At 28.2% G+C, this 24,504-nt stretch carries 23 protein-coding genes; all 23 read left to right on the top strand.

The annotated features are described in order from the left end of the window. Window positions 1-55 precede the first annotated feature (55 nt). The gene (locus FDK22_RS15765; RefSeq protein WP_171012988.1) at window positions 56-2,458 is read left to right on the top strand and encodes a flagellar hook-basal body complex protein; all 2,403 of its coding nucleotides are present in this window, start codon (window positions 56-58) and stop codon (window positions 2,456-2,458) included. A 44-nt stretch (window positions 2,459-2,502) separates the two neighbouring features. Further along, window positions 2,503-2,832 (top strand): hypothetical protein, encoded by a 330-nt coding sequence (locus tag FDK22_RS12230; protein ID WP_228711710.1) that lies wholly within the window; start codon window positions 2,503-2,505, stop codon window positions 2,830-2,832. A gap of 10 nt (window positions 2,833-2,842) precedes the next feature. Continuing rightward, window positions 2,843-4,840 carry a tetratricopeptide repeat protein gene (locus FDK22_RS12225; protein WP_228711709.1) on the top strand — a complete coding sequence of 666 codons (1,998 nt, stop codon included), beginning with the start codon at window positions 2,843-2,845 and terminating at the stop codon, window positions 4,838-4,840. 102 nt (window positions 4,841-4,942) lie between these two features. After that, window positions 4,943-5,260 (top strand): flagellin, encoded by a 318-nt coding sequence (locus tag FDK22_RS12220; protein WP_138153258.1) that lies wholly within the window; start codon window positions 4,943-4,945, stop codon window positions 5,258-5,260. A gap of 21 nt (window positions 5,261-5,281) precedes the next feature. Then, entirely contained in the window at window positions 5,282-6,178 is an 897-nt protein-coding gene (locus FDK22_RS12215) for a FliM/FliN family flagellar motor switch protein (RefSeq protein ID WP_138153257.1), read from the top strand. Between the two features lie 3 nt (window positions 6,179-6,181). Continuing rightward, window positions 6,182-6,937, top strand: coding sequence for a motility protein A (locus FDK22_RS12210; RefSeq protein ID WP_138153256.1), 756 nt, complete (start codon window positions 6,182-6,184; stop codon window positions 6,935-6,937). 11 nt (window positions 6,938-6,948) lie between these two features. After that, window positions 6,949-7,722 carry an OmpA/MotB family protein gene (locus tag FDK22_RS12205; RefSeq protein WP_138153255.1) on the top strand — a complete coding sequence of 258 codons (774 nt, stop codon included), beginning with the start codon at window positions 6,949-6,951 and terminating at the stop codon, window positions 7,720-7,722. Between the two features lie 2 nt (window positions 7,723-7,724). Further along, complete coding sequence (locus FDK22_RS12200) at window positions 7,725-8,024, top strand: hypothetical protein (protein WP_138153254.1); 300 nt, start codon at window positions 7,725-7,727, stop codon at window positions 8,022-8,024. An 11-nt stretch (window positions 8,025-8,035) separates the two neighbouring features. Then, window positions 8,036-8,413: a hypothetical protein gene (locus FDK22_RS12195; protein WP_138153253.1), complete on the top strand. Its 378-nt coding sequence runs from the start codon at window positions 8,036-8,038 to the stop codon at window positions 8,411-8,413. Further along, window positions 8,364-8,798 (top strand): hypothetical protein, encoded by a 435-nt coding sequence (locus FDK22_RS12190; protein WP_212745006.1) that lies wholly within the window; start codon window positions 8,364-8,366, stop codon window positions 8,796-8,798. Before FDK22_RS12195 ends, FDK22_RS12190 begins: the two co-directional genes overlap by 50 nt. Beyond that, complete coding sequence (gene flhF, locus FDK22_RS12185; protein WP_138153251.1) at window positions 8,795-9,946, top strand: flagellar biosynthesis GTPase FlhF; 1,152 nt, start codon at window positions 8,795-8,797, stop codon at window positions 9,944-9,946. Before FDK22_RS12190 ends, flhF begins: the two co-directional genes overlap by 4 nt. Window positions 9,947-9,949: 3 nt before the next feature. After that, window positions 9,950-10,765, top strand: coding sequence for an AAA family ATPase (locus FDK22_RS12180; RefSeq protein WP_138153250.1), 816 nt, complete (start codon window positions 9,950-9,952; stop codon window positions 10,763-10,765). A gap of 56 nt (window positions 10,766-10,821) precedes the next feature. Then, complete coding sequence (locus FDK22_RS12175) at window positions 10,822-11,145, top strand: hypothetical protein (protein ID WP_138153249.1); 324 nt, start codon at window positions 10,822-10,824, stop codon at window positions 11,143-11,145. 8 nt (window positions 11,146-11,153) lie between these two features. Next, window positions 11,154-11,450, top strand: coding sequence for a flagellar hook-basal body complex protein FliE (gene fliE / locus FDK22_RS12170; protein WP_138153248.1), 297 nt, complete (start codon window positions 11,154-11,156; stop codon window positions 11,448-11,450). 13 nt (window positions 11,451-11,463) lie between these two features. After that, window positions 11,464-11,922: a flagellar basal body rod protein FlgC gene (flgC, locus tag FDK22_RS12165; RefSeq protein ID WP_138153247.1), complete on the top strand. Its 459-nt coding sequence runs from the start codon at window positions 11,464-11,466 to the stop codon at window positions 11,920-11,922. Between the two features lie 3 nt (window positions 11,923-11,925). Continuing rightward, a complete protein-coding gene (locus FDK22_RS12160; RefSeq protein WP_138153246.1) occupies window positions 11,926-14,442 on the top strand; it encodes a hypothetical protein in 2,517 nt (838 codons plus the stop codon). Continuing rightward, complete coding sequence (locus FDK22_RS12155) at window positions 14,443-15,192, top strand: flagellar biosynthetic protein FliR (RefSeq protein WP_138153245.1); 750 nt, start codon at window positions 14,443-14,445, stop codon at window positions 15,190-15,192. It abuts the gene before it with no gap. Beyond that, a complete protein-coding gene (gene flhB, locus FDK22_RS12150) occupies window positions 15,192-16,250 on the top strand; it encodes a flagellar biosynthesis protein FlhB (RefSeq protein WP_138153244.1) in 1,059 nt (352 codons plus the stop codon). The genes FDK22_RS12155 and flhB overlap by 1 nt, the downstream gene beginning before the upstream one ends. Window positions 16,251-16,253: 3 nt before the next feature. Next, the gene (locus FDK22_RS12145) at window positions 16,254-18,251 is read left to right on the top strand and encodes a tetratricopeptide repeat protein (RefSeq protein WP_138153243.1); all 1,998 of its coding nucleotides are present in this window, start codon (window positions 16,254-16,256) and stop codon (window positions 18,249-18,251) included. Beyond that, the gene (gene fliI / locus FDK22_RS12140; protein WP_138153242.1) at window positions 18,251-19,558 is read left to right on the top strand and encodes a flagellar protein export ATPase FliI; all 1,308 of its coding nucleotides are present in this window, start codon (window positions 18,251-18,253) and stop codon (window positions 19,556-19,558) included. Before FDK22_RS12145 ends, fliI begins: the two co-directional genes overlap by 1 nt. After that, window positions 19,555-20,907, top strand: a complete 1,353-nt coding sequence (flgL, locus tag FDK22_RS12135; protein WP_138153241.1) for a flagellar hook-associated protein FlgL — start codon at window positions 19,555-19,557, stop codon at window positions 20,905-20,907. Before fliI ends, flgL begins: the two co-directional genes overlap by 4 nt. Before the next feature lie 16 nt (window positions 20,908-20,923). Continuing rightward, entirely contained in the window at window positions 20,924-23,047 is a 2,124-nt protein-coding gene (flhA, locus tag FDK22_RS12130; RefSeq protein ID WP_138153240.1) for a flagellar biosynthesis protein FlhA, read from the top strand. Then, window positions 23,047-24,504, top strand: a complete 1,458-nt coding sequence (locus FDK22_RS12125; RefSeq protein WP_138153239.1) for a BatD family protein — start codon at window positions 23,047-23,049, stop codon at window positions 24,502-24,504. The genes flhA and FDK22_RS12125 overlap by 1 nt, the downstream gene beginning before the upstream one ends.

Here is a 24,504-nt window from a genome sequence, read left to right as displayed (position 1 = left end):
GCATTAATATTTGAACATGTAAAAATGTTTGAAAATTTATCTAAAAGGATAAATCATGATCGGAGCATTATGGACAGGAATCTCAGGACTTTCGTCTCATCAAACGGCGTTAGATAATGAGTCACACAATATAGCAAATGTAAATACAGTAGGTTATAAGGCATCTAGGATATCTTTTGCAGACCAAATGTACCAAGATAGAATTGGTAAAGGGTCTAAAATACTTGATGCAGAAAAATTATATGTACAAGGAAATCTGAAACTAACTGGAGTTGATTATGATATGGCTCTTAGTGGAGATGGATTCTTTACTGTTAAAAATAGTGTTTCTGGTGAAAACATGTATACAAGAGCTGGAAATCTTAGAATGGGTGACAATGGAACCTTACAAGATGCAGCTGGAAATGAGGTTCAAGGATGGGCTATGAGAGCACTTGATCCTGGCCAAGATGTAGTAAGTACAAATCCTAATGTTGATATGTTTACAAATGATTATAATAAATTATTAACATCAAAAGTTGTAAGTCACTCAACTTATGTAGAAACAATTACAGCAAAAGCAACAGATTATACTGCTACAGCAAAAGCAGATTCAACTGTAATTTTTGATGGGGCTGGTGCAAAAAGTAAATCTGCAAAAATTGCTGATGTTGAAGCCCTTGTTTCAAACTATGCTTCTTGGTTATCAAAATTACAAGATGAACCAGATGGAGGAAGTGCAAGTTCAACTGCACAAGTTTCTCAAATAAACTTTAAATCAGGAAATGATGCATTAATATCAAAAGATGGTGACCAAGTTTATGTTTATATCAATGGAAATAAATATTCACAAAACTATGTTGCTACAACTGCAACAGATGAGTTTAAAGAAAGTTTCTTAGATACAACAACTGATAGTGGTTCTATGTCATTAGCAAATAATGCAGGTACAAATGACCAAATTAGTATTGATACAGCTGAAAACAATGCAAAATATGAGTTAACTATTGATGGTGAAACTGTTTCTTATATCTCTGATGAAAATGCAACTGTTGCAGAGATAGTTCAAGGTTTAGCTGATGCAATTTCATCTAATACTGCATTAAATTCAACTTATGGTGGTACTCTTTCAACTACTGCATCAACAGTTGAGTTAGGTATTTCGCCAACTTCAATTACAGAAGCTTCATATAGTAGTTCATTAACTATAAATGCTGATATTGCTGCAAGTAGAATTGCTACATATAGAGGTTTAGCAAATACAATTTCTGAAATATCTGGATTAAGAGCTTATACAGTTGATGAAAGTGATGTAACAGGTACTAATAACGATGTTCTTCAAGAAACTGAATCATTTAATTTATCTACAAGAAATTTAGATATGATAAAAGGTATGATTCAGATTGAATCTTTAATTCCAGGTGAAACTTTTACTATTAGTGAAGTGGGTGAATCATCAGGAAATAATACTGTAGCAGGATCTTACCAAACTGGTACAAATGCAGTTCAAGGTTCTGGAATTGGAGCTTTACAAAGTGCTAGAGATGCATTAGCAAAAGCAATTACAGGTAAACAACAAGATGTTTATACTCCATCAGACCTTGGATTAAATGGAAACAATTCTATTGACTTTACTTATGGAATAACTATTTATGATAAAGAATTAGAAAAAATCATCCCAGTTCCAGGATTAAGTTCAACAACGCCTGAAACTCCATTAGATATTTTTATTAATAATGCATCATCGATTGATGATATAGTTGCAGCTATAAATGGAACAACTGCATATGATTATAAATTATCAAGCGATGGAACTAACCAAACAGCAAGCTCATTTAATCTATCAGATTATGTAGTTGCTAAAAATATTAATGGTAATCTTGTTATAGAAACACTTAATGAAAATTATGATGTTGAGTTTAGTGGTTCAATGAAAACTAAAGGGGATAATACAGATACTGTAGGTTCAAATACTACTTATATTGATTATACTCCATTGGATAAAAACAATGATTATAGTGGAAGACAAGGTGCTGGGGCTGAGTTTATTGAATTAATTAATACAATTGACCAAACAACAACACAAAGTTCTTTACAATTAAAACTTGATGCTTTAGGAATTTCTGATTCAGCCTTTGGTGAATTTGCTGTTGATAGTTCAGGTATTATTACAATGAAACAAGATGGAGCTGAATTTGCTATTGGTCAAATCTCTGTTGCATTATTTAATAATAATAGAGGATTAGAACCATCAGGGGATAACCTATTAAGAAAAACAAATGAATCTGGTGAGCCAATTTATAACTTAAATAACGACAAAACTGCAAAAATTGAAGGTCAAACATTAGAACTTTCTACAGCAGATTTAAGTGAGAGTTTAGTAAACTTAATGGTATTTCAAAGGGCATTTGAAGCAAATGCAAAATCTATTACAACATCAGATGAGTTGTTAAATACTTTAATCAACTTAAAAAGATAATTTAATATAAGAGGTTCTCCTCTTATATTACTATGAGGACTAAATTGGATAATTTTTTACTAATTATTATTATTGGAGTTTTACTTTTATATTTTTTCTCAAGTGCAAATGTTTATAAGTCTTTATATAGAAAAATAAATGAAGAAAAAAATATTTTAGAAGAAGAGAATAAAAAACTACAAACAATAATAGATCGATATGAAAAACAAGTTAAAGTAAGTGCTGGTACACTTAAAAATAATCAAGATACACTGCAAGTTGCAAGGGATGATTTACAAAAATTAAAACTTGAAAATACAGAATTAAGACATGAAGTTGAGCTCTTAGAAAAAAGAACAGAAGAACTTTATGCTCAAGTTAATACAATGGTTTAGGTTTTATGTTTTGAATAAATTTTTATTTATTTTTATAGTAATTTTAATCTCCTCAAATAATTTATTTTCAAAAGATGAATTAACTGAGTCTCAGCCAGAAATTCTTTTTAAATTCGATAATCTAAAAAAAACTCAAGAAAAGTTTAAACTACAATTAGAATTCAATAAAGGGATACTTCATCTAGAAAAAGGGGAGTATAAAGAAGCAATTAAAATATTTAAAGAGACCTCTTCATTGTTGAAAATACCATCTTTTTTAAATATTGGAATAGCATATTATAAATTAAATCAAATAGAAAATGCATTATTATATTTAAATAATATTTTCGAGTTTAAAGATGCTGTAAGAACAAATACATATTCTTATATCTCAACATGTTTTTATCTTTATCAAATAAAAAAAGATAGGCAATATCTTGAAACTATTATTGAGGTTACAAGTAAGTATAAAAATTTAACTGAGCATTCTAAAAGAATGGTAGCAGATACATATATTATTTTAAAAGATTATGAAAGAGCTTTAAAAATACTAAACTCTATGGAGTTTCCAATGCAGCTTAAAATTGCAATGCTATATTTGAAACTTCATGATTATTCAAGTGCTGAACAAAGACTTGAAAAAGCAAAAGCTGAGACATTAAATCCTGAAAGAAAAAATATTATTTTATGGTTAATGGTATATAGAGATTTAAAATCAAATGAACTTGAAAAACTAAAAGAGCATATTGAAGAGATTAGAAAAGTTAAAGAGTATTTTAAAACAAACTTGGATTATCCTCTAGAGATTTATTTTAATAAAAATAAATATACTGCAAAAGAATATTTGAAATTTATAACTCAATTTGACAGTAATAGAAAAACTGATTTTTTATTTTATTTTGCGCCATTTATTTTTTCGGATAATGAAGAGATTTTATATGACATTTCAAAGGGCTTTATATTTAAAAATAGACAAAATGTAGAGAGTCTTGAAAGAATGGTTAAATATAATTCTAGATTTATAGACATATTAAAAGAAGACCCTATTACAAGGGTAAACAAATTAAAAGATTATATCACTGATAATTCTAACTCCTATGTATATTATAATCTTGCTTTATGTTATGCTCAAATAGATGATTTTCATAAAGCATATAAATTTTTCACAAAAGCATATAAATTAAATCCAGGTAATAAACTATATGCTGTTATGACAATAATTAGTGCAAATAGAATAAATGAAAAAATTAGTGATTTAGAGTATATTGAACAAAATATTAGAAGTGATGAAGGTATGTATAGATATTTTGGTCAAGAAGTATATAAGATTTTTATAAATGAAAAATTTGAAAATCAATTTGCACCATTAAATTATAGGGATACAATTTTTTATAAATCTTTAGATTATTTAATAAAATTATCTGAAAATAATATTGACATTAATCATCCATTATTTAAAGATCATTATAAAGATCCCCTTGTTTATTTAATTAAATCAACAATTAGAAGAGATGGTGAAAATGATTATAATTATTTTGCAAGATTACAAGATTACACCCCTTTAAAAATAAATAGTAATTTTTTACAAGCCCCAATTGTAGTTACTAGATACTATATTGATTTATTAAAAGCTATTGGGCTTTTTGAAAAAGCTGATTTAAATCTTACTAATGATGAAAATCCCTCATATTTAAGAACAAGGGCTTTAATGTTTCTTCATGAAGGAAAGCCTTTAGAAGCATTGAATATTCTTGAAGATTTGCAAAAAAGATATAAATTAGAAGATAAATATACTATGTATTTAATTGTTGCTGCATATTTAGAAGCAGATAGATTAAATGAAGCCTCTTTACAAATCTCTTTAATTAAAGCTATTTTAAAAGATAGTAGCGCAGATTTTTTAACTGGTGTTCAATTGATTCAAGAATTAAAACTTGGAAGTGTCTCACAATATTTTAATAAACCTTATTTAGATGATTTAATTGATTTCAAAATTGATAAATTTGATGAATTATTAGAATCTCTATAATATCTTACATATAATTTTTATTATTTTTTATTAATTAAAAAATTAATTTAATCTTTTTTTGATATAATATCTACAACTCTATACTTTTTACAGGAGGGTATTATGGAAATTGGAAGAATTGCTGAAATAGATCAAGCAAAGACGAATCATGTGGAAAAAATCAAGACTGTAAAAGAAGTTGACGATAAAGAAAAAGTGATTCAAGATGATCAGTATAAAAAAGTTCAAGGAAGTCCTCAAGATACTGAACCTAATGAAGTTATTTTGGATAATGTAAGATTTGGTTATAACAAAAATTCAAAAGATTTTTTTGTAAAAGTAACCAGAGGTGAAGCTGAATACAAATATCCTACAGAAGATATGATGAAAGTTAAAGCTTTTATCTTAAGTGAATTAGAAAAGTCAGCAAAAGACAATTAGTAAAAATAAAAAGGTTATTTCTTGGCATCAGATTTATCAAGTTTTTTAAAAGATGAATTAGCCAATACCCTTGAGCAATTACTTTCAAAAAAAGTAATTATAGATTCTGTAAATGAATCAAATGCTCAGGATTTGGAAGATTCTCAGTGTATTGAAGTATCAATTAAATTTGATTTTGCAGATATTTCATCTACGTGGAAATTTTTTATACCAACAAATACTGCAACAAAATTTGAATATTTCATGTTAGGTGGTATGGGAGATTTAAAAGAACATATTGATGATGAGATTACAGATGCAGTAAATGAGATAATAGCTAACGTTTGTGGTAGTTTATGTACTAGTGTAAATGCCCAAGGTTTTAATGATATTTCATCAATAAAATCTGAAGTTTTAGGCTCAGTTATTAAAGATTGTAGTGAATTAAAAGATTTAAAAAACAGTTATTTTTTTGATTTAACTTTAGATGGGGAAAAACTACCTATTTATGTTGCTTTTGATGAATTAGCATTACCATATTTATCTGGAATTACAGGAAAAGAAGAAGTTGCAGTAGAAGCTACCATTGCTTCAACAAACAATAATGTAAAAAATACAAATTCTTCTTCTCATACACCATCTTTAGGGATTAGTTCTTTATTATCAGATGAGTCTGCTGAGAATTTACAACTATTATTTGATATAAAATTAAAGCTTAGCGTAAGACTTGGTACCAAAAACTTTTTATTAAAAGATATTTTAAGATGGGATATTGGTGAGATTATTGAACTAGAACAAATGGTTAATGAACCCCTTGAAATATTAGTAAATGGTGTTAAAATTGGTGAAGGTGAAGCGGTAATTGTTGAAGGAAAATTTGGTTTAAAAGTTAAAAATATTGGAAATGGCTCAACAAGATTAAGCCAAATAGGATTTTAGCATATGGATAAGAGTACAGCTGGTGGTTTAGGTGGTGGATGGGCCCTTGTTGCCCTTGCGATTATTTTAGGTGGTGTAGGATTTGGTCCTTATATTGATATCCCTTCAGTTGTTATCGTTCTTGGTGGTACAATAGCTGTAACTGCAGGTCAATTTGAAGCTAGTGATTTAAAAAGAGTTACTCCTGCAATGAAAGTAGCTTTAAATGAAGTGAAATTTGAACCATTACCTGAATTAGTTGAAAAAATCACCTTTTATGCTACCGAGATTAAAAAGCACGGTGTAATGCATATTGAGCAAAAAGTTTTAGAAGAATCAAATCCTTTTTTTAAAGAAGCTTTTCAATTACTAGTTGATGGAACAAAAGCTGAAACTCTTCAACCTTTATTAGAAACAAAATTAGAATATATGTCAAAAAGACATGAGACAATGATTGGATTATTTGGTAATGTTGGTGGTACTGCTGGAGCAATGGGTATGATTGGTACTCTTGTTGGTCTAGTTGCTATGCTTGCTAACCTTTCAGATCCAGCTGCCGTTGGTCCAGCTATGGCCGTTGCCTTACTTACAACAATGTATGGTGCATTAATTGGTACTTTATTTGCAGGTATTATTGAGAGTAAACTTGCTCAAAAGCATAAAAAAGAAGTTGACACTTGTGAAGTTATTATAAAAGGTGCTACAATGATAGCAGCTGAAGAATCAATTGGTAATATTAAAATGCAACTAAATTCGATTCTTGTTGATATTGAAGAGTAGAAAAAAAGCTTATGGCAAAAGATAAATGTCCAGAGTGTCCAAAATGTTTACCAGGTTGGCTAGTTCAATTTGGTGACTTAATGTCACTTCTATTAACTTTTTTTATTTTACTTTTATCTATGGCAGTTATGGATAAAAAAAAGGTAGAAGAGTATTTTGATGTAATGAGAAAAGCAATGGGTTTTATTGATGCTTCAACTGATGTTGAAACTCAATCTGAAAAATATTCAACCCAAAATAGTAATTCTCAAGATGACAGTGTTGATTCTACTGATAATGCTATGGAACAAGCTGCCGAAGAAGTTTCTGATTTAGTTGAACAATTAAATGAAAGTAATGTTGAAGAGACAGAGCAAATAAAATTAGAAAAAGGGAAAAATGAGTTTACTTTAGATATCCCCTCAACCATAATTTTTGAAGAGGGAGAATATCTTTTAACAAATACAAATGCAAAAAGATTTATTGCTAAAATTGCAAGAGTGATAAGAACTATGCCTCAAACTTATAATATTGAAGTTATAGGACATACATCGGCTAGTCCATATCAAGATGATAAAATACCAAGAGATAATTGGGATATCTCTGCATTACGTTCAATTGAAGTTGTAAAAGAGCTTATCAAAAATAGAATTGACCCTTCTGTTTTAAAAGTTTCTGCGTATGCTTCTTATCATCCTAAAAGTGAAAAGGCATCTGATAATAGAAGAGTTGAAATGCGATTCTTCTCACAAGATAATCAAGAAGAACTTCTTAGCGAAGAAAATTTCTTTGACAGGGTGGAGTAAAAATGGAAATAAATTCAAATTTAGTTGATATAAACACTATTAAAGCTAATCCAACTGATAAATATAAAAACATTGATAGTTCAAAATTAGAAGATGAAAATTTGCGAAAAGTTACAGATGATTTTGAAGCTTTTTTTATGCAACAACTTTTAGATATTTCATTAAAATCTACTCCAATTGCAGGTGAAGGAAGTGGTTCAGATATTATAAAAGGTTTATATACTGAAGCTGTAGCAAGGCAATCTACGGGTACAGTTGGTTTAAGTGATATGCTTTATAATTTTTTATCAGAACGAAAGTGAAAGAGTAAATTATGGTTGAAACTATTGTAAAAGAGATGATTGATTTAGTAAATAAAATGCAAAATTATATACTTCAAGATATAGAAGATATAAAACAAGCAAAACACGCTGAACTTTTAAACCGAAATGATGAAAAACAATCAATGATTGAAAAAATTACATTATACAAAAAACGTTTGAATCAAGAGATTGTCAACGAATTACAAAATGGAGTTGATATTAATATTTACAGAGACCAAGTTGACAATTTAGAAGCAGAATTAAAAAAACTTTATGAATTAAATAGAAAACTAGCTATGATTGTTCAACCAATTCAACAAATGTATAAAGATATAGTAGATGAAATTACAGACAATAACGGGGGTAACTTTTTTAATGTTAAGGCTTAAAACCCTTTTAGTTATCGCTTTTTTTTCTATAAATTTATGTGCAATTGAAGTAGTAAAAACAACAAAAGATATAGATTATCATGAGATTATTGATGCTTCAATGTTAATACCAGCAAATGTGTCAAGTGTAAAAAAATACTGCATCCCTTTGGAAATATCTAATTTTAAATCAAATAAATTATTAGCAAAAAGGTATTTAAGAAAAGGTACAATTCTTTGTTCAAAAGATGTTGAAGAATATACAAAAAAATCAGTTTTATTTAATTTTGGAGCTATTGAAGTTGAAAGACCTGGTGAGGTTGTTTATGAAAATGATGAATATATTAAAATAAAAAAAATTGATGGAAAAATTGAAAAAATTTATAAAGATGGAAGACTACAATGAATATGCTCTCTTTTTTAGGTGAGACACCAACTATTGCATTAAAAAATGCTCAAGATGAGTGTGGAGAGGATGCAATTGTAGTATCAACAAAAAAAATATCAAGTGCAAATGATGGTACAAAAGATATGTACGAAGTTGTTGTCGCAATTGAAGATGAACACAAACAATCTTCTCTGTCTACAAAACAGATTTCTGTAAAACCAAAACAATCTGGACAAACAAGTTTTAATGCAAAAGTTTATGATTTTAAAGAAGAGATTCTTAAGATGCAAGACGCCATTATGCAGGTTCAGAAATCTTTATGGGATCCTAAAAGTCAACTATATGATTTAACTATTCCACCTGAGTTTGTTGATATCTATAATCTTTTTGAACAAAATGAGTTTGATCAAGAGATGACATATACAATTATGAAAAAAACAATAAAGCAATTACCTGTTGCTCTTAAAGCAAATCCAAAAAAAGTAAATGATTTTTTCAAATTAATTTTAAGAAGAATTATACCTATAAAACAAGAGATTCCATTAAGAAAACATCAAAGAAAAATTATAATGATGGTTGGACCAACAGGTGTTGGGAAAACAACAACAATTGCAAAATTAGCTGCTAGATATGCTTATAAGTTAGGGCAAAACTATAAAGTTGGAATTGTAACTTTAGATTCATTTAGAGTTGGTGCAATAGAACAATTACAGGCATATACAAACATTATGAGGCTTCCTTTAGAAGTTGTAAAGAAGCCTGAAGAGTTAGTTGAAGCTTTATTAAGATTAAAAGATTGTAATTATATTTTTATTGATACAGCTGGATCTAGTCAATATGATGTAGATAAAATTGAACTTGTAAATGAGTATCAAAATAGAGTTAGTGAACTACCGATTGAAAAGGTTTTGGTTTTACCAGCAAATGTAAAACATAGTGACTTAATTGATATTTATACAAATTATTCAAGATTGAATATTGATTTTTTAACCTTTACAAAATTAGATGAAACTAGAAGTTTTGGGAATTTAATCTCTTTTGCACATAAAACAAAAAAATCGATAACATATTTTTCAATTGGTCAAAATGTACCAGATGATTTAATTGTTTCTGATTCATCTTTTTTAATTGATTGTTTTATGAATAATTCTTGCGCAAGGAGATAATATTTGTTTAACTCAATCTCTTCTCAAGCTAGCAAATTAATTAATTTAACAAAACCAAAAAATAATATTAGTAAAACAAAAGTTATTACAATTACTTCTGGAAAAGGTGGTGTTGGAAAATCAACTTTTACAGCAAATATTGCCTATTTATTGGCCAAGAGAGGTTTTAAAGTTGTTGTTATTGATGCTGATATTGGATTAGCAAATTTACAAGTTTTATTCGATTTAAAGCCTAAGCTAACCCTTTTTGATTATATTGAAGGTAGAAACTCAATTAGTGAGGTTGTTTCAAATACAGCTTATTCAAATTTATCTTTAATTGCAGGGAAAAGTGGTTATCAATATGCTAATTTAAATAATTCACTTGTTTTAAGTAGAATTGTTCATGATATTAAAGATTATAATAATTATGATATTGTTTTAATTGATACAGGTGCTGGTTTAAATGAATATGTTCAAGAGTTTTTATCAGTTTCAGATAATATTTTAGCCCTTACTACAACTGACCCATCTGCTTTAACTGATGTGTATGCATTGATGAAATTACTTTCTATTGATAAAAAAAGTTTATTATTATGCTTTAATCATACAAGAAGTTATCAAATTGGTGAGACAATTTCTAAATCTTTAGTTAATTTAGCTAAAAAAAATTTGTTAAATCCAAATTTTATGGTAAAATATATAGGTAATGTTTCGACATCAGCTAATATTTCTACGACGTCAAGATTAAGAAAACTATTTGTTCATGAGTTTCAACATGATCAAATAACTAAAGAACTACAAAAGGTGATTGATACATTACTAAATGATTTAAAGTAAGGCTTGTTTGTGTGTGCATCAACATTAAATATTTTTTTATTTTACATAGGTAATCTATGGTAGTAGAAAGATTTTCACAAAGTGTAATTAATAGTGGTGTTTTTAGACTTTACATCGCCACTGGCTTTTTTGCAACTTTAATATTCTTTGTGGTAAATGCTGACCTTTACACACCTTTAGAGATGATTTTTGGTATTATAGGTGTAACTATTGTCCTTAAAGGAGTTTCAAATATGATGCTTTCTTTGATAATTTTACTTTTTAACTTAGATGCTAAAAGAGAAGAGCTAAACTTTAAATATAATGAAGAAAAAATAAATGCAATGATGGCCGAACTTGGTGTGCAAGATGCACAAAACGTTGGTAAGAAAACAAATTAAGGATTTAGATGAATATTTCTTCAATCGCAAACTCAATTGGTTCATTAGCAAAGACCCAAGCAAATCCTACGCAAAAAAATGATGGTGCAACTTTTTCATCGATGTTAAATGATGCTATGAAAGAGGTTAACACTAGTCAAGTTGAAGGTTATAAAGCAATGGAAGGTATTGCAACTGGAAATGTTAAAAATCTTCAAGAAGCTGTTCAAAAAATTGAAGAAGCTGAATTATCTTTAAAATTAGCATTAGAAGTGAAAAATAAAGCTATTAATGCCTATAAAGAAATCAGTAAAATGCAAGTTTAATTGGAGGCTTTAGATGGGTTTATTTGATGGATATAATATTGCTTCCTCTGGAATGGGTGCGCAAAGAACAAGAATAAATATTGTAAGTGCTAATATCGCAAATGCAAAAACTACACACACGGAAGCTGGCGGGCCTTATAAAAAACAAAATGTTGTATTTGAAGAGCTTTTAGTTAATAATACTAAAAATCTTAATAACAACTTACAAGAAACAAATAATAAAAATACAAGTGCTGAATTAAGAGGTGTAGGTGTAAAATCTATAGTAGAAAATGATGCAGATCCAATTATGAAATACGAACCTTCTCATCCCGATGCAAATGAAGAGGGTTATGTTGCATATCCAAATATTAACCCAGTTGTTGAGATGGTTGATTTAATTGAAGCTATGCGGTCATATGAAGCTAATGTTGCAACTTTCAATACACATAAGAATATTGATTCTAAAACATTAGAGATTTTAAAAGCATAAAAGATGACAAAAGAAATAGATTTTTTATCATTATCAAAAACTGATACTAATAGTTCTTCTGGGACAAAAAGTAATGGAACTGAAAAAAAAGAGGGATTATCTCTTTTTGATTCTTTACTTGCAAGTTCAAAAGAAGAAACTCAAACAAAAGATACAAATGTATCAGATGAAAAATCTAAACAAAATACTGATTTGTCAAAACAAACAACTACAACTGATACCAATAATAAAAACAAACAAGTTCAAACAAAAGATGAAGATTTAAATAACACACAAGAGAATAAAGTATCACAAAATAAAAGTTCTGAAAAAGAAGATTCAAAAAAAGAAGTTAATAATCTTCCTAAAGATTCTAAAGAACAAAATCTAGAACCTAAGACTAAAGATATCTCTAGCAACAATTCTTTGTTGGATAGAATGGTTTTAGAAGCAAATCAAAAAACAAAATCAAAAAATTTATATACTGCAGAAACAAAAGAAAATATAGTAGAAAAAGTTGATTCAAAAGAGCAAACTGCTTCTTTTGAAGAAACCATTGAAAAAGAACAAAAAAAATTAAAAACATCTGATAAAACAAATATTGAAACTTCAAAAGAAAATGAAAAAGTAAGTACAAAAGAAGTAGTTTTAGAAGAAAAAGATGAACAAACAAAAAATAAAACTACAAAAGATAATAAGCCTGATTCTTCTTTATTAGATAAGTTAATTACAAAAGCAAAAGAAGAGATTAGTTCAAAAACGTTAGAAAATATAGATGAACCAAAAACAGAAAAACAGAATACCTCTTCAACTTTAAAGGATGAAATAGTAGTAGAAAAACAAAATAATTCTTCTTCTATAACAGACGAAATTGTAGGAAAACAAAACCTTTCTTCTTCAACACCTGAAGTTGAAACAGAAAAAACAAGTTCATTATTAGATAAATTAGTAAATGAAGCAAAAAAAGAGATAAAAACAAATAATAAAAATGTAGAAGAAAATAGTTCTAAAACTGTTGGTACTACACAAACTCAAGTGGAAATAAATTTTGATGAACTTGAAAAAACAGATTCTAAAATAGAAGAAAAAGATACAAAAACTAAACTTGAAACTGAAAATAAAGTTAAAACAACTAAAAATGTACAATTAGAAGATGAATCTCTAAGTGATACTAAAAAAGTTGAAAAAGATATAACTTTAACAAAAAAAGAGAATATTGAAACTGTAGTTTCAAAAGAAGATACTAAGGTAAATAATTCAAATAAAGAAGAGATTAAAGCTGAAATAAATAATGCAAAAGTTGTGAATAAAGTATCTGAAGAAACAGATAGTTCTGTTGAAAAAAATACAACACAACAAAGTACTACAGCTTCACAATCAACTTCACAAACAAGTTCAGGTACAACGCAAAATAAGCTTTCTGATTTAGAAAAAGAAGCTTTAAATACTAAAGATGAAACTGTAAATCTAAAAAAAGATGATATTGCAAAGTTGAATGAATCTTCAAATAAAGAGGAAAATGTTAAGGTCGAAAGTTCAAAACAAGAATCTAAATCATTAATGGATAGATTGTTTGATAATGCAAAAGCTCAAACAATATCTGCTAAAAATCCAAATTTACAAGAGAGTGATTTTACTAAACAAGGAACTTTAAATAAAAATAATAATGATATTGCAACAAATATATATTTAAGTTCTCAAAAAAATTCAATATATAATCAAATGCTTTCAAATAAAACTGAGGGTGTAAAAACTGTAAAAGATGGAACTTCTATTGAAGATGTAAAAAAAGGTGCAGATATTTTAAATTTAAATTTAGAAGATGCATCCGTTGAAATTGATGAAAGTTCAACAAAAGCAGAACCTCAATCTAATAATAAAGCAAATTTAGATAGTAAAATCTCTTTATTAGATAAATTAGCTTTCAATAAAAATTTAAATGTTGAAGAGTTACTTAAAAGAGCAGCGGAAAATTTAGAGTCTCAAAAAATTGCCTCAAATAGCATAACTAATTCTTCATCATCAAACTCAAGCATAAGTTCAACAAATGAGACACAGACTGTTAATTTAAATGTAAATCCAAATTTGGCAATGACTATACAAAATAGAATTATCGGTGCACAACAACAAATGTCAAGTATGATGTCAGATGTGGCTAGAAATATGTATGAAAACTATAAGCCTCCTGTTACAGCATTTAGATTAAATCTATTCCCTGCTCAATTGGGACATATTGCTATTTTAATGAAAACAGATAGAGAAAATGCTATATCGATTAGTATGAGTTTATCTCAATCTTCAACTCATGATGCCTTTGTTGAAAATCAATCTATGTTAAGGGATGCTTTAAATAGAAACTTTAATAATCCACAAACAACAATAAGTCTTGATTTTAATATGCAAAATGAGAGCTCTAATAATCAATCCTCTAATGAGCAAAATTCAAATAACGAGAATACTCCACAATCCCACTCTTCAGATGAAGTAATTGAATCTATTATTCAAAATAAGGATGCAACTGAAGATTTAAATTATATGTAGATGTTAGAGTTAATATCACTACTCAATGAGCAAACCCTTTATTCTTTTTTACTTCTTTTTGCAAGAATTTTAGCTTTTTGTGCTTTTATGCCAGTTTTTGGGCATACTTCAATCTCTGCTACAATTAGAGTTGGAATAGCCTTTTATATAACTATTTTTTTATATCCAATTGTTGATTTACAAGGTGTTTTTACCCAAAATGAATTTTTAGGTGCCCTTGTAACAGAGATTACTTTAGGTTTAATTGCAGCAATGTTTTTAAATGTAGTTTTTGCTTCTGTTAGAATTATTGGGGATTTTGTTGGTTATTCTACAGCTTTATCTATGGCAAGTATGTTTGACCCCGCAACTGGTTCAAATGAAGGTTTAGTTAGTAGACTTTTATATTGGGTTGCTTTAATGCTTTTTTTTGAAACAGGTATGTATGAAATGACAATTGTAATCTTATCAAAAAGTTTTTCTATAATTCATTTAGGGGCTTTTGATATTTTCTCTTATGATGGTATTCAAATAGCAATTGATGAGATTAAAAGGATGTTTGCCTTTGCTTTTGCCTTTGCTTTACCTTTATTCTTTATTGGTTTTATTATGGATATTTATTATGGTTATGGAACAAAATCGATGCCTGCATTTTCACCATTTGTAATCACTTTTCAGCTAAAATTTGCATTAATATTTGTATTTTTAATACTTGCAATGGAAGTATTTACAGATAGCTTTACAAATTATCTTATAACAAAGTTTGAATAATGGCTGGCGAAGAAGAAGAAAAGACCGAAGAGCCCACGTCCAAAAAAATTGAAGATGCCCAAAAAGAGGGTAATGTTCCTAAATCTATGGAAGTTACTGGGGCCGCGATTTTATTTTTTGGTTCAGTATATTTATTGTTTTTTTCTGAATCAGCAGTTGATGCCATTAGAAAATTGATGATATATACATACAATTTTATTGGTCAAGATTTAACCGGGAATGTATTTTATTCAATTGGTTATACAACTGTTACTACCGTTTTGCAAACATTACTTCCAATTTTTACTTTAGTTATTTTACTTGCGCTTATAACAAACTGGGCACAATTTGGTTTTTTAGTAACTCCTTTAAAATTTGATTTACAAAAACTTGATCCAATAAAAGGTTTAAAAAATATTTTTGGTTTAAAAAAAGCATTAGAGGCTTTAAAGTTAACATTAAAACTTACTATTATTGTAATAGTGATGTTTATTGTTTTGATGTTTACATACAAATCATTTTTAGCAATGATGGATAAAGAGTTAATGAATACTATTAATTCAATCGTAGAATTGGTAGCTTATTTCCTTGCCGCAATACTTTTAATTATAATTATTTTTGCTATAATAGATTTTTATTTTACTAGGTATTACTATTTTAAGTCTCTTAGAATGAGTAAACAAGAGATAAAAGATGAATTTAAAAATATGGAAGGGGACCCTCAAGTAAAAGGGCGAATCCGTAAAATTCAGATGCAAATGGCAATGAAAAGAATGATGTCAGATGTACCTGATGCTGATGTAGTAATAACAAACCCTACACATTATGCTATTGCATTAAAATATGATAATAAAGTAAATAGTGCACCAAAAGTTGTTGCTAAAGGGATAGATTTTATTGCTTTAAAAATAAAGGATATTGCAAGGGAAAATGATATTCCAATTATTGAAAATCCCTCATTGGCAAGGTCTATTTATTCACAAATAGAGATAGACCAAGAGATACCAAGTGAATTTTATAAAGCTATGGCTGAGATATTTTCATATGTATATGAGTTAAAGAATAAAAAAAGAAGGTAAAGTTTGAAGTTACTAATAATATTTATTTTGTTTTTTTCAACACTATTATTTGCAAAAAAAGATTTTTATTATGGTTTTATTGATTCTTCAGGGGAACAAATTTCCCAAAGAAGAAAACGAGCAATCTCAGATGGTTTTGAGATTATTAACCATGCAAGACAACTTGCAAAAGAGGGTAAGGTGGATGAAGCCTACACTCAAATTGAGGCTTTTAAAAGTCAAAATACAATAAAAATATTAGATTCTGCACTTATCGTAGTGTATTCTGAACTTGCATTAAAAAAGAAAACAAAAAGATTAATTCTTGAAGCTTCAAAAGAGTTAGAACAAGCAATTAATGATTCTAGAATTTATGAAGAGGATTTAGCAAGAGCTTATATGGTTTTAATTGAATTAAAACTAAATACAAATAAATCAAAAGATGCAATTTATTTTGCAAATATTATTATAAACAATTTTAATAATCCAATTACAAAAGCCTATGGGAAAATATATTTAGCAAAAATCTATAAGCATCAAAGGGATTATGGAAAATCAATTAATATTTTATATAAGATTTTAACTGAAACAACTGATGTTTTAGTTGCTACAATTGTTGCCGACGAGCTATTTGATGTGTATATATTAGATGGAAAAAGGGATGAAGCCTATGAGTTAATCTCAAAGGTTCTTCAAAAAAATATGGATTATTATGCTGATGACTCTTTTCTTGCTTTAGAAAAAGTAAATAGACTTACAAAGGTTGGAATGCCAGAGTTTGCAGTAGAGATTTTAGAAGAGCTTTTAAGAAGAACAAATAAACCCTCTTCAATTGAAGATTTCAAATTTAAGCTTGCTGATACATATATGAGTATGTATGATAGAACCGACAAATATCTTTTAAAGGCAAAAGAATTATATAAAGATATTATAAATGATTTTCCTGATGGGGTTTATTTTGAAAAATCAAAAATGTATCTCGATGAAATTGTTATGAGAGAAGGAAAAATAGAACCTGCTGTTTTAGCAACAAAATACCAATCTTCTGAAGCGATGCAGCAAAAAGTTTTATTACAAGAGTTACTTAATGATAAAGCCAAAAAGAAATATGAACTTATTTTAAAATCAAAAAGAGTATATAACAAAATATCAAATACAATAGCAAATAGGTTTGGTTATGATTCTATAAATGCAATTTTTGATGAAGTTAATATAGAGATGATAAAAAACTATTTACGTACAGGTAAATGTTTTTTACTTAAAGATGCTTTAGAAACATCAAGAAATGAAACTTTAGAATTATTAATAAAAGATGAAGAGTTAAAGTTTAAGTTTTTTGAGTGTATGGTTGAAGCTCCATCTGAAAAATCTTATCTACTTATAAAAGATACTTTTAATTCAACAAGAGATGCAAATATATATTTATACTTAGAAAGAATGGCTATTTCATTAGGGGATTTTGAAGAAGCAGAAAATTATTCAAATAAAGTTGAAATGGTGGATGATAAAGAGGTATTAAGTAAAGAATTTTTATATAAATTTTTACTTTTAAAACAAAAAAATGATTCAGTTTCACTTGATAGATATTTTAATTTTGCCTCAAAAAATGAAGATATTATAGAAAATAATCAAGATAATCCAATGATTATAGATTTTTATTACAACTATTATTTGTATCTAATAAAAAATGATATGAAAGAAAAAGCAAAAGAGATTTTAACAAAACTTTATGATAAACAAAATGCCTTAAAAGCTTATGTTTATTCCCCTTTTACAGAATTAGAATTAGCAAAAATTGAACAAACTAATAATAACAATGAAAAAGCCTTAGAATTACTTTTAAAATCAATTGAAAATGCAAGAAGAATAAGACCAAATGACCTTGCCCAAACATATTATTCTATTATAAAATTATATGAAGAGTTTGGTAATAATATTAAAAAAGATGAATATATTAATAAGTGTAAGGATCTTGAAAATACAAAAGATAGTCTTTATAAAAAAATGTGTGATGAGATGTAATGATAGATATTGATTCATTGTTAAATAGTATTGAAACAAAAGATTTATCAATACCTTTTGGTAGAATTAAACATATTTCAACAACTACAATAAAAGCAACTGGAATAGAGGTTGCTGTTGGAGATATTGTAAAAATTGAGTCCCAAGCACACCTTTATACTGTTTTAGGAATGGTAGCATCAATTGAATCATCAGATTTCACAATTGTACCTTTTTCTTTTATTGATGGTTTTAGAATTCATGATAAGGTTTATTTACAAAAAGAGGGTTTATCTGTAAAAAGTGGATATGGTTTATTAGGACGTGTTGTAAATGCCTTAGGTGAACCAATTGATGATAAAGGTAAAATTACAAATCTTGAAGAAAGTTCAGCTATTAATAAACTCTCAATGCCAGCCCTTGAAAGGGGAATTATAGATAAAAGATTCTCAACTGGAGTTAAACCAATTGATTCAATGTTAACAGCAGGAAAAGGTCAAAAAGTTGGAATTTTTGCTGGTTCTGGTGTTGGTAAGTCTACGTTGATGGGTATGATTGTTAAAGGTTGTGAAGCACAGATAAAAGTTGTAGCATTAATTGGTGAAAGGGGACGTGAAATCCCTGAATTTATCCATTATAATCTAAATGACGATTTGGAAAATACAATTATTGTTGCTGCAACTTCTGACGAATCAGCATTAATGAGAAAATATGGTGCCTTTACAGCAATGGCAATTGCAGAATTTTTTAGGGATAAAGGGCATGATGTACTTTTGATGATGGACTCTGTAACAAGGTTTGCAATGGCACAAAGGGAGATTGGATTAAGTACAGGTGAACCACCAGTAAGTAGAGGATATCCACCTTCTGTATTTGCTTTATTACCTCAATTAATGGAGCGTGCAGGAAATAATGCAAAGGGTTCAATTACTGCATTTTTTACAGTTTTAGTTGATGGTGATGACATGAATGATCCAATTGCTGACCAAAGTAGGTCTATTTTAGATGGGCATATTGTATTAACAAGGGATTTAACTGAACAAGGTTTTTATCCACCTATTAATATTCTAAAATCTGCATCAAGGGTAATGGACAAAGTTGTTACTGATGACCATTATAATGACTTTTTAAAGCTAAAAAGGATATTATCACTAATAAAAGAGAATGAAGTTCTAGTTAGGGTTGGTGCATATAAACCAGGAATGGACCCAGAACTAGATGATGCATTAGCTAGAAAAGATAAAGTTAGAGATTTCTTGACACAAAGTATGAAAGAACAGTATAATTTTAACGAGATAGTACACAAGTTTAAGGAGGTATTCAAATGATAAGGTCAACGCAAACGACAATGTATAGATTGGATAATCTTAACAATGAGCAACAAAGAATTAGTTATCAGATGAGTACTGGTAAAAAACTTCAAGATGGTAGTGATGATGCTAATATCTATTCAAGGGAAGTTTACATTGATGATAAAATCAGAATGTATGAGGGTTTAAAGTTTCAGATTGAAAAAACAACTGCCCAAAATAACTCAAGTGATTCAACACTTGCTGATGCAAAAAATCTAGTTTCTTACACAAAAACAGAAGTTATAAAAGCTCTAAATGCAACAACCGATGATACTGCAAGACTTGCAATAGCAACAAATTTAGAAGGTGTGAAACAAAATCTATATATGTTAGCAAATGAAGAGGTTGAAGGTGAATATTTATTTGCTGGTTCTGATTCTTCAGTTCAAGCTTTTTCTATGGATGAAACAACTGGAAAAGTAACATATAATGGTGATGCTCTTTTAAGAAAAGTTGCAGTTGAAGATGGTGAATATAGAGAAAGAGGTGCAAATGGTTTTGAAGCTTTTTTCTATTCGACTAGTAGTGCCTATAAAGGTGATACCCTAGAATTTACAGAAAATCAAAGAATTGTTGATCAAGATGGAGATGAGTGGAAAATTGAAACCTCTGCAGAAGTTACAAGTGGAGCATTAACTTTTACTTCAGGACAATCTGTAATTGATAATAATGGTACTGTTTGGAATATTAATGGTTCTGGTGAACTTGTTAATGATCAAGGGGATATTATTGCTTCAGGTGATATTTCAGGAACAGGAACAGAATCTGATCCTTATTCTATAAATTTACCTGCAACAACTACATCATCAAGTACAATAAGTGGTTTTTCTACAATACAATTAGTAGAATATAAGCCAAATGGAGATGCAAGTGGTGAAACTTTAACTATATCTGGCAATTCAACTGATAATTTTACAATTACTGTTCCTAATGTTGATGGGACAAAATTTGAAGCAAAAGAAAATATTTTTGATACAATGGATTCAATAATTAATGCTCTTAAAAAACTTGATTCTGATGGTAATCCCGTGGAGGATGATGTTGCAAGAGCAGCTTTACAAAATGGTTTAGATGAAATTGGTGAAGCTTATGATGGTATGAATATTGCCCATGGAAAACTTGGTGGAAGAAATCAAGTTTTTGAAATTTCACTTGAAAGAATTTCTGCAAAAGTAACTCAATATAATATATTATCTCAAGAAGTTGGAGCTGCTGATTTATCAAAGGTAGCTGTTGAAGCAAAAGCATTGGAGTTAACATACACTGCACTTTATTCAACAATAAACAAGATGAATGAATTATCTTTAGTTAATTTTGTTAGATAGAATAAAAAAGTAGTAGATGAATTTAAGAAGGTTTTTTTCAAAAGATTTATTTGTAGTTGCACTTTTTGTGTCAATTCTTATGATTATCATTGTTCCTTTACCAAAGGGTGCACTAGATTTCTTTTTGATAGTTTCTTTATCTTTATCGCTACTTATTTTACTTATTTCATTATATATTCAAAAACCAGCTGATTTAACAACTTTTCCTACAATAATACTTATTTTAGCCCTATTTAGGCTATCTTTAAATATTGCAACTACAAGGTCGATTTTAAGTGAAGGGCATAATGGTCCTGAAGCTGTAAGTTCTATAATATCTGCATTTGGGGATTTTGTTGTTGGTGGAAATATGGTAATTGGTATTATTGTATTTATTATCCTTGTACTTATTAACTTTATGGTTGTAACAAAAGGTGCAACAAGGGTTGCCGAAGTTACTGCAAGATTTACTCTTGATTCTATGCCTGGTAAACAAATGGCAATTGATGCAGATTTAAATGCTGGATTTATTGATGATAAAGAGGCACAACAAAGAAGAAAAGAGCTTATAACTGAAGCAAACTTTTATGGGGCAATGGATGGGTCATCAAAGTTTGTAAAAGGTGATGCTGTTGCTGGTATTATTATTACACTTGTAAACTTAATTGGGGGACTATTAATTGGTCTTTTTCAACATGATATGACGGTTAGTGAAAGTGGTGAGATTTATGCAATTTTAACTATTGGTGATGGACTTGTAGCACAAATCCCTGCACTTATTCTTTCAACTGCAACAGCTATTATTATTACCCGTTCTAATATGGATGAAGATAAATTTGCAAATCAATCAGTTGCTCAACTTGTAAAAGATTCAAAATCATTAATTTTAGTTGGAATTGGTATGGTTCTTTTTGGTTTTGTTCCAGGTTTTCCAACTGGTATTTTAATGATAATGGGACTTCTTTTAGTTTTTATTGGATATGCAATTTATATGATTGAGAATAATCATGATAACGCGATTACAAGATTAATTAAACCTGCAGCAGCTAAATCAACATCTAAGATTGAACCAAGTGCAAATATTGATGATTTAAAAGAGAAGAAAAGAAAAGCTGCTGTTCCTGATGAAAAACAAGTTATGGAAAATATCATGAAACTTGAAGTTTTAGAATTAAAGCTTGGTATTAGACTATTGCAACTTGTTCAAGGTGATTCAGAACTTCTTGATAAAATTAGGGCAATTAGAAAAACTATTGCCTCTGAACTTGGATTTATAATTCCACAAATAAGAATTGCAGATGATCCTAGTTTATCACCAAATGAATATGAACTTTATTTAAAAAGAATTCCTATTGCAAAAGGTAGAGTTGAGATAAATAAACTTTTAGCAATGGGTGGAGTAGGAAATGAAAAATTAAAAGGTTTAAGGGTAAAAGAACCTGTATTTAATTTAGATGCTACATGGATTGATGTGGAACAAAAAGAAGATGCCTTAATGAAAGGTTTTACTGTTGTTGATGCTCCAACAATCATCTCAACACATATTTCTGAAATTATAAAAAAACATGCTGAAGATATTATTACTAGACAAGATATTGTTGATATTGTTGAAGGCTTGAAAAAAGATTTCCCAATTGTTGTAGAAGAGGCTATGAAAGTAACTTCTTATGGTTCTTTATTAAAAGTTTGTAAAGATTTATTACATGAAAAAATACCAATTGTTGATATGTTAACTATTGTTGAAGCAATTGCAGATATTGCAGAGTTTACAAAGGCTCCTGATATTCTTTTAGAACATGTAAGAAGTAAACTTTATAGACTTATTACCGATAGATTTAAAGATACAGATAATACTTTACATATTATTACAATTAAACCTGAAATAGAGCAACAATTTATTGGAAAACTTCAAGAGCAACATGGAGTTTCTCAATTAATGTTATCAATTGCTGAGATAAATAGTCTTGTAACAAAAACAAAAGAGATGTTAGGACAAGTTGAAGCAAAAGGATTTAGCAAAGTTGCCATGGTTGTAGACCCATTATTAAGAAAAAGAATTTCAGAAATCTATGAAAAATTTGGATTACAAGTAGCAGTTTTATCCCACGCAGAATTAGATTCAAGAGCAAATTTTGCTATTGAAGGAACATTGGAGTTCTAATGAAAAAACTTTTTTTCTTTTTTTCATTTTTATTATTTCCATTTTTTTTACAAGCTAGCGTGATACTAAAAGCTCCAGATTCTTTTGTAAATGGTGAATCTTATATTTTTGAGTATGAAGCAGTAGGTAGTTCTGTTGATTTCCCTAAAATTAAACAAATAGATGGCTTTACAGTTGAAGATTTAGGTAGTTCAAGATCTTTACAAATAATAAATGGTAATTATGATGAAAAGATTTTAAAAAGATTTAGAATAGTTCCTAATAAAAGCTTCACAATTCCACCTTTTGTTTTTAAAATAGATGGAAAAGAGATTAAATCAGAAGAGAAAAAAGTATCAGAACGAAAGATTCAAAAAACAAAATCTGATAATTTTGACTTAACAATTACCCCATCTAAAAAGCAACTTTATGTAGGTGAATCATTAATAGTCAAACTAACTTTTAAATATAAAAGAGGTTTACAAATAACTAATTTAGGTTTTGAACCACCTCATTTTGAGAATTTTTGGTATAAAAAAATCGATAATTCTAATAAAAGATATGAAGAGAATGGATATAATGTTCAAGAGTTGGATTTCCTTTTATTCCCTCAAAAAAGTGGGGTTTTACATATTAAACCCTTAAGAGTTGATGTTCAAATGGTTGATACAAATAGCTCTTCAAATTTTACATTTTTTAGTTCAGCTCCAAAATTAGAAAAAGTATATTCAAACAACTTAAGCTTCAATGTAAAAGCTCTTCCAAGTGATGTAACTTTAATTGGAGATTTTGTTTTAAATGCAAGCATTGATAAAGATGCGATAAATTTAGGTGAATCAATTAATTATAGATTGGAAATTACTGGTTTTGGAAATTTTGATGATATAGAAGATTTTAAACTTGATATCCCAAATACAACAATTTATGATAATAAAGCAGAAGTTGAAACAAATTTTAAAGATAATAAATATGAGGGAAAATACTCAAAAGTTTTTTCAATTGTTCCAAATACTTCACTTGAAATACCACCTTTTGAATTAAAATTTTTTAATAAAGAAGAAAATAAAGTAAAAGTTTTAAAAAGCAAAAGTTTTAAAATAAAAGTAAATGGGGAAAAACAAAAAGAGGTAGTTTTACAAAAGCCAATTGAGAAAGAGGAAAAAGTACTTATGGAAAAAGAGTTTCCATTAGTCGAAAAAATTAAATATTTTTTATTTGGGGCTTTATCTGTTTTATTAATATTTTGTTTATATATTTACGTTAAACTTCAAAAATCAAAAAAGAAAATAAAAGAAACATCTTTAAGCAAGTTGATTAAGTCTTCCAAAGATAAATTAGATTTAATGAAAATTTTGATTCCTTATTTAAAAAGGGACAATGAACTTGATAATCTAATTTTTGAATGTGAAAAATCTAATTTAGAATTTAAAGTTCTAAAAAAGAAAATTTTAGAAAAAATTACACAGTTAAATTTATAA

This window comes from Arcobacter arenosus, from assembly GCF_005771535.1.
Classification (GTDB): domain Bacteria; phylum Campylobacterota; class Campylobacteria; order Campylobacterales; family Arcobacteraceae; genus Halarcobacter; species Halarcobacter arenosus.
This window is presented reverse-complemented; position numbering and strand designations above follow the sequence as displayed.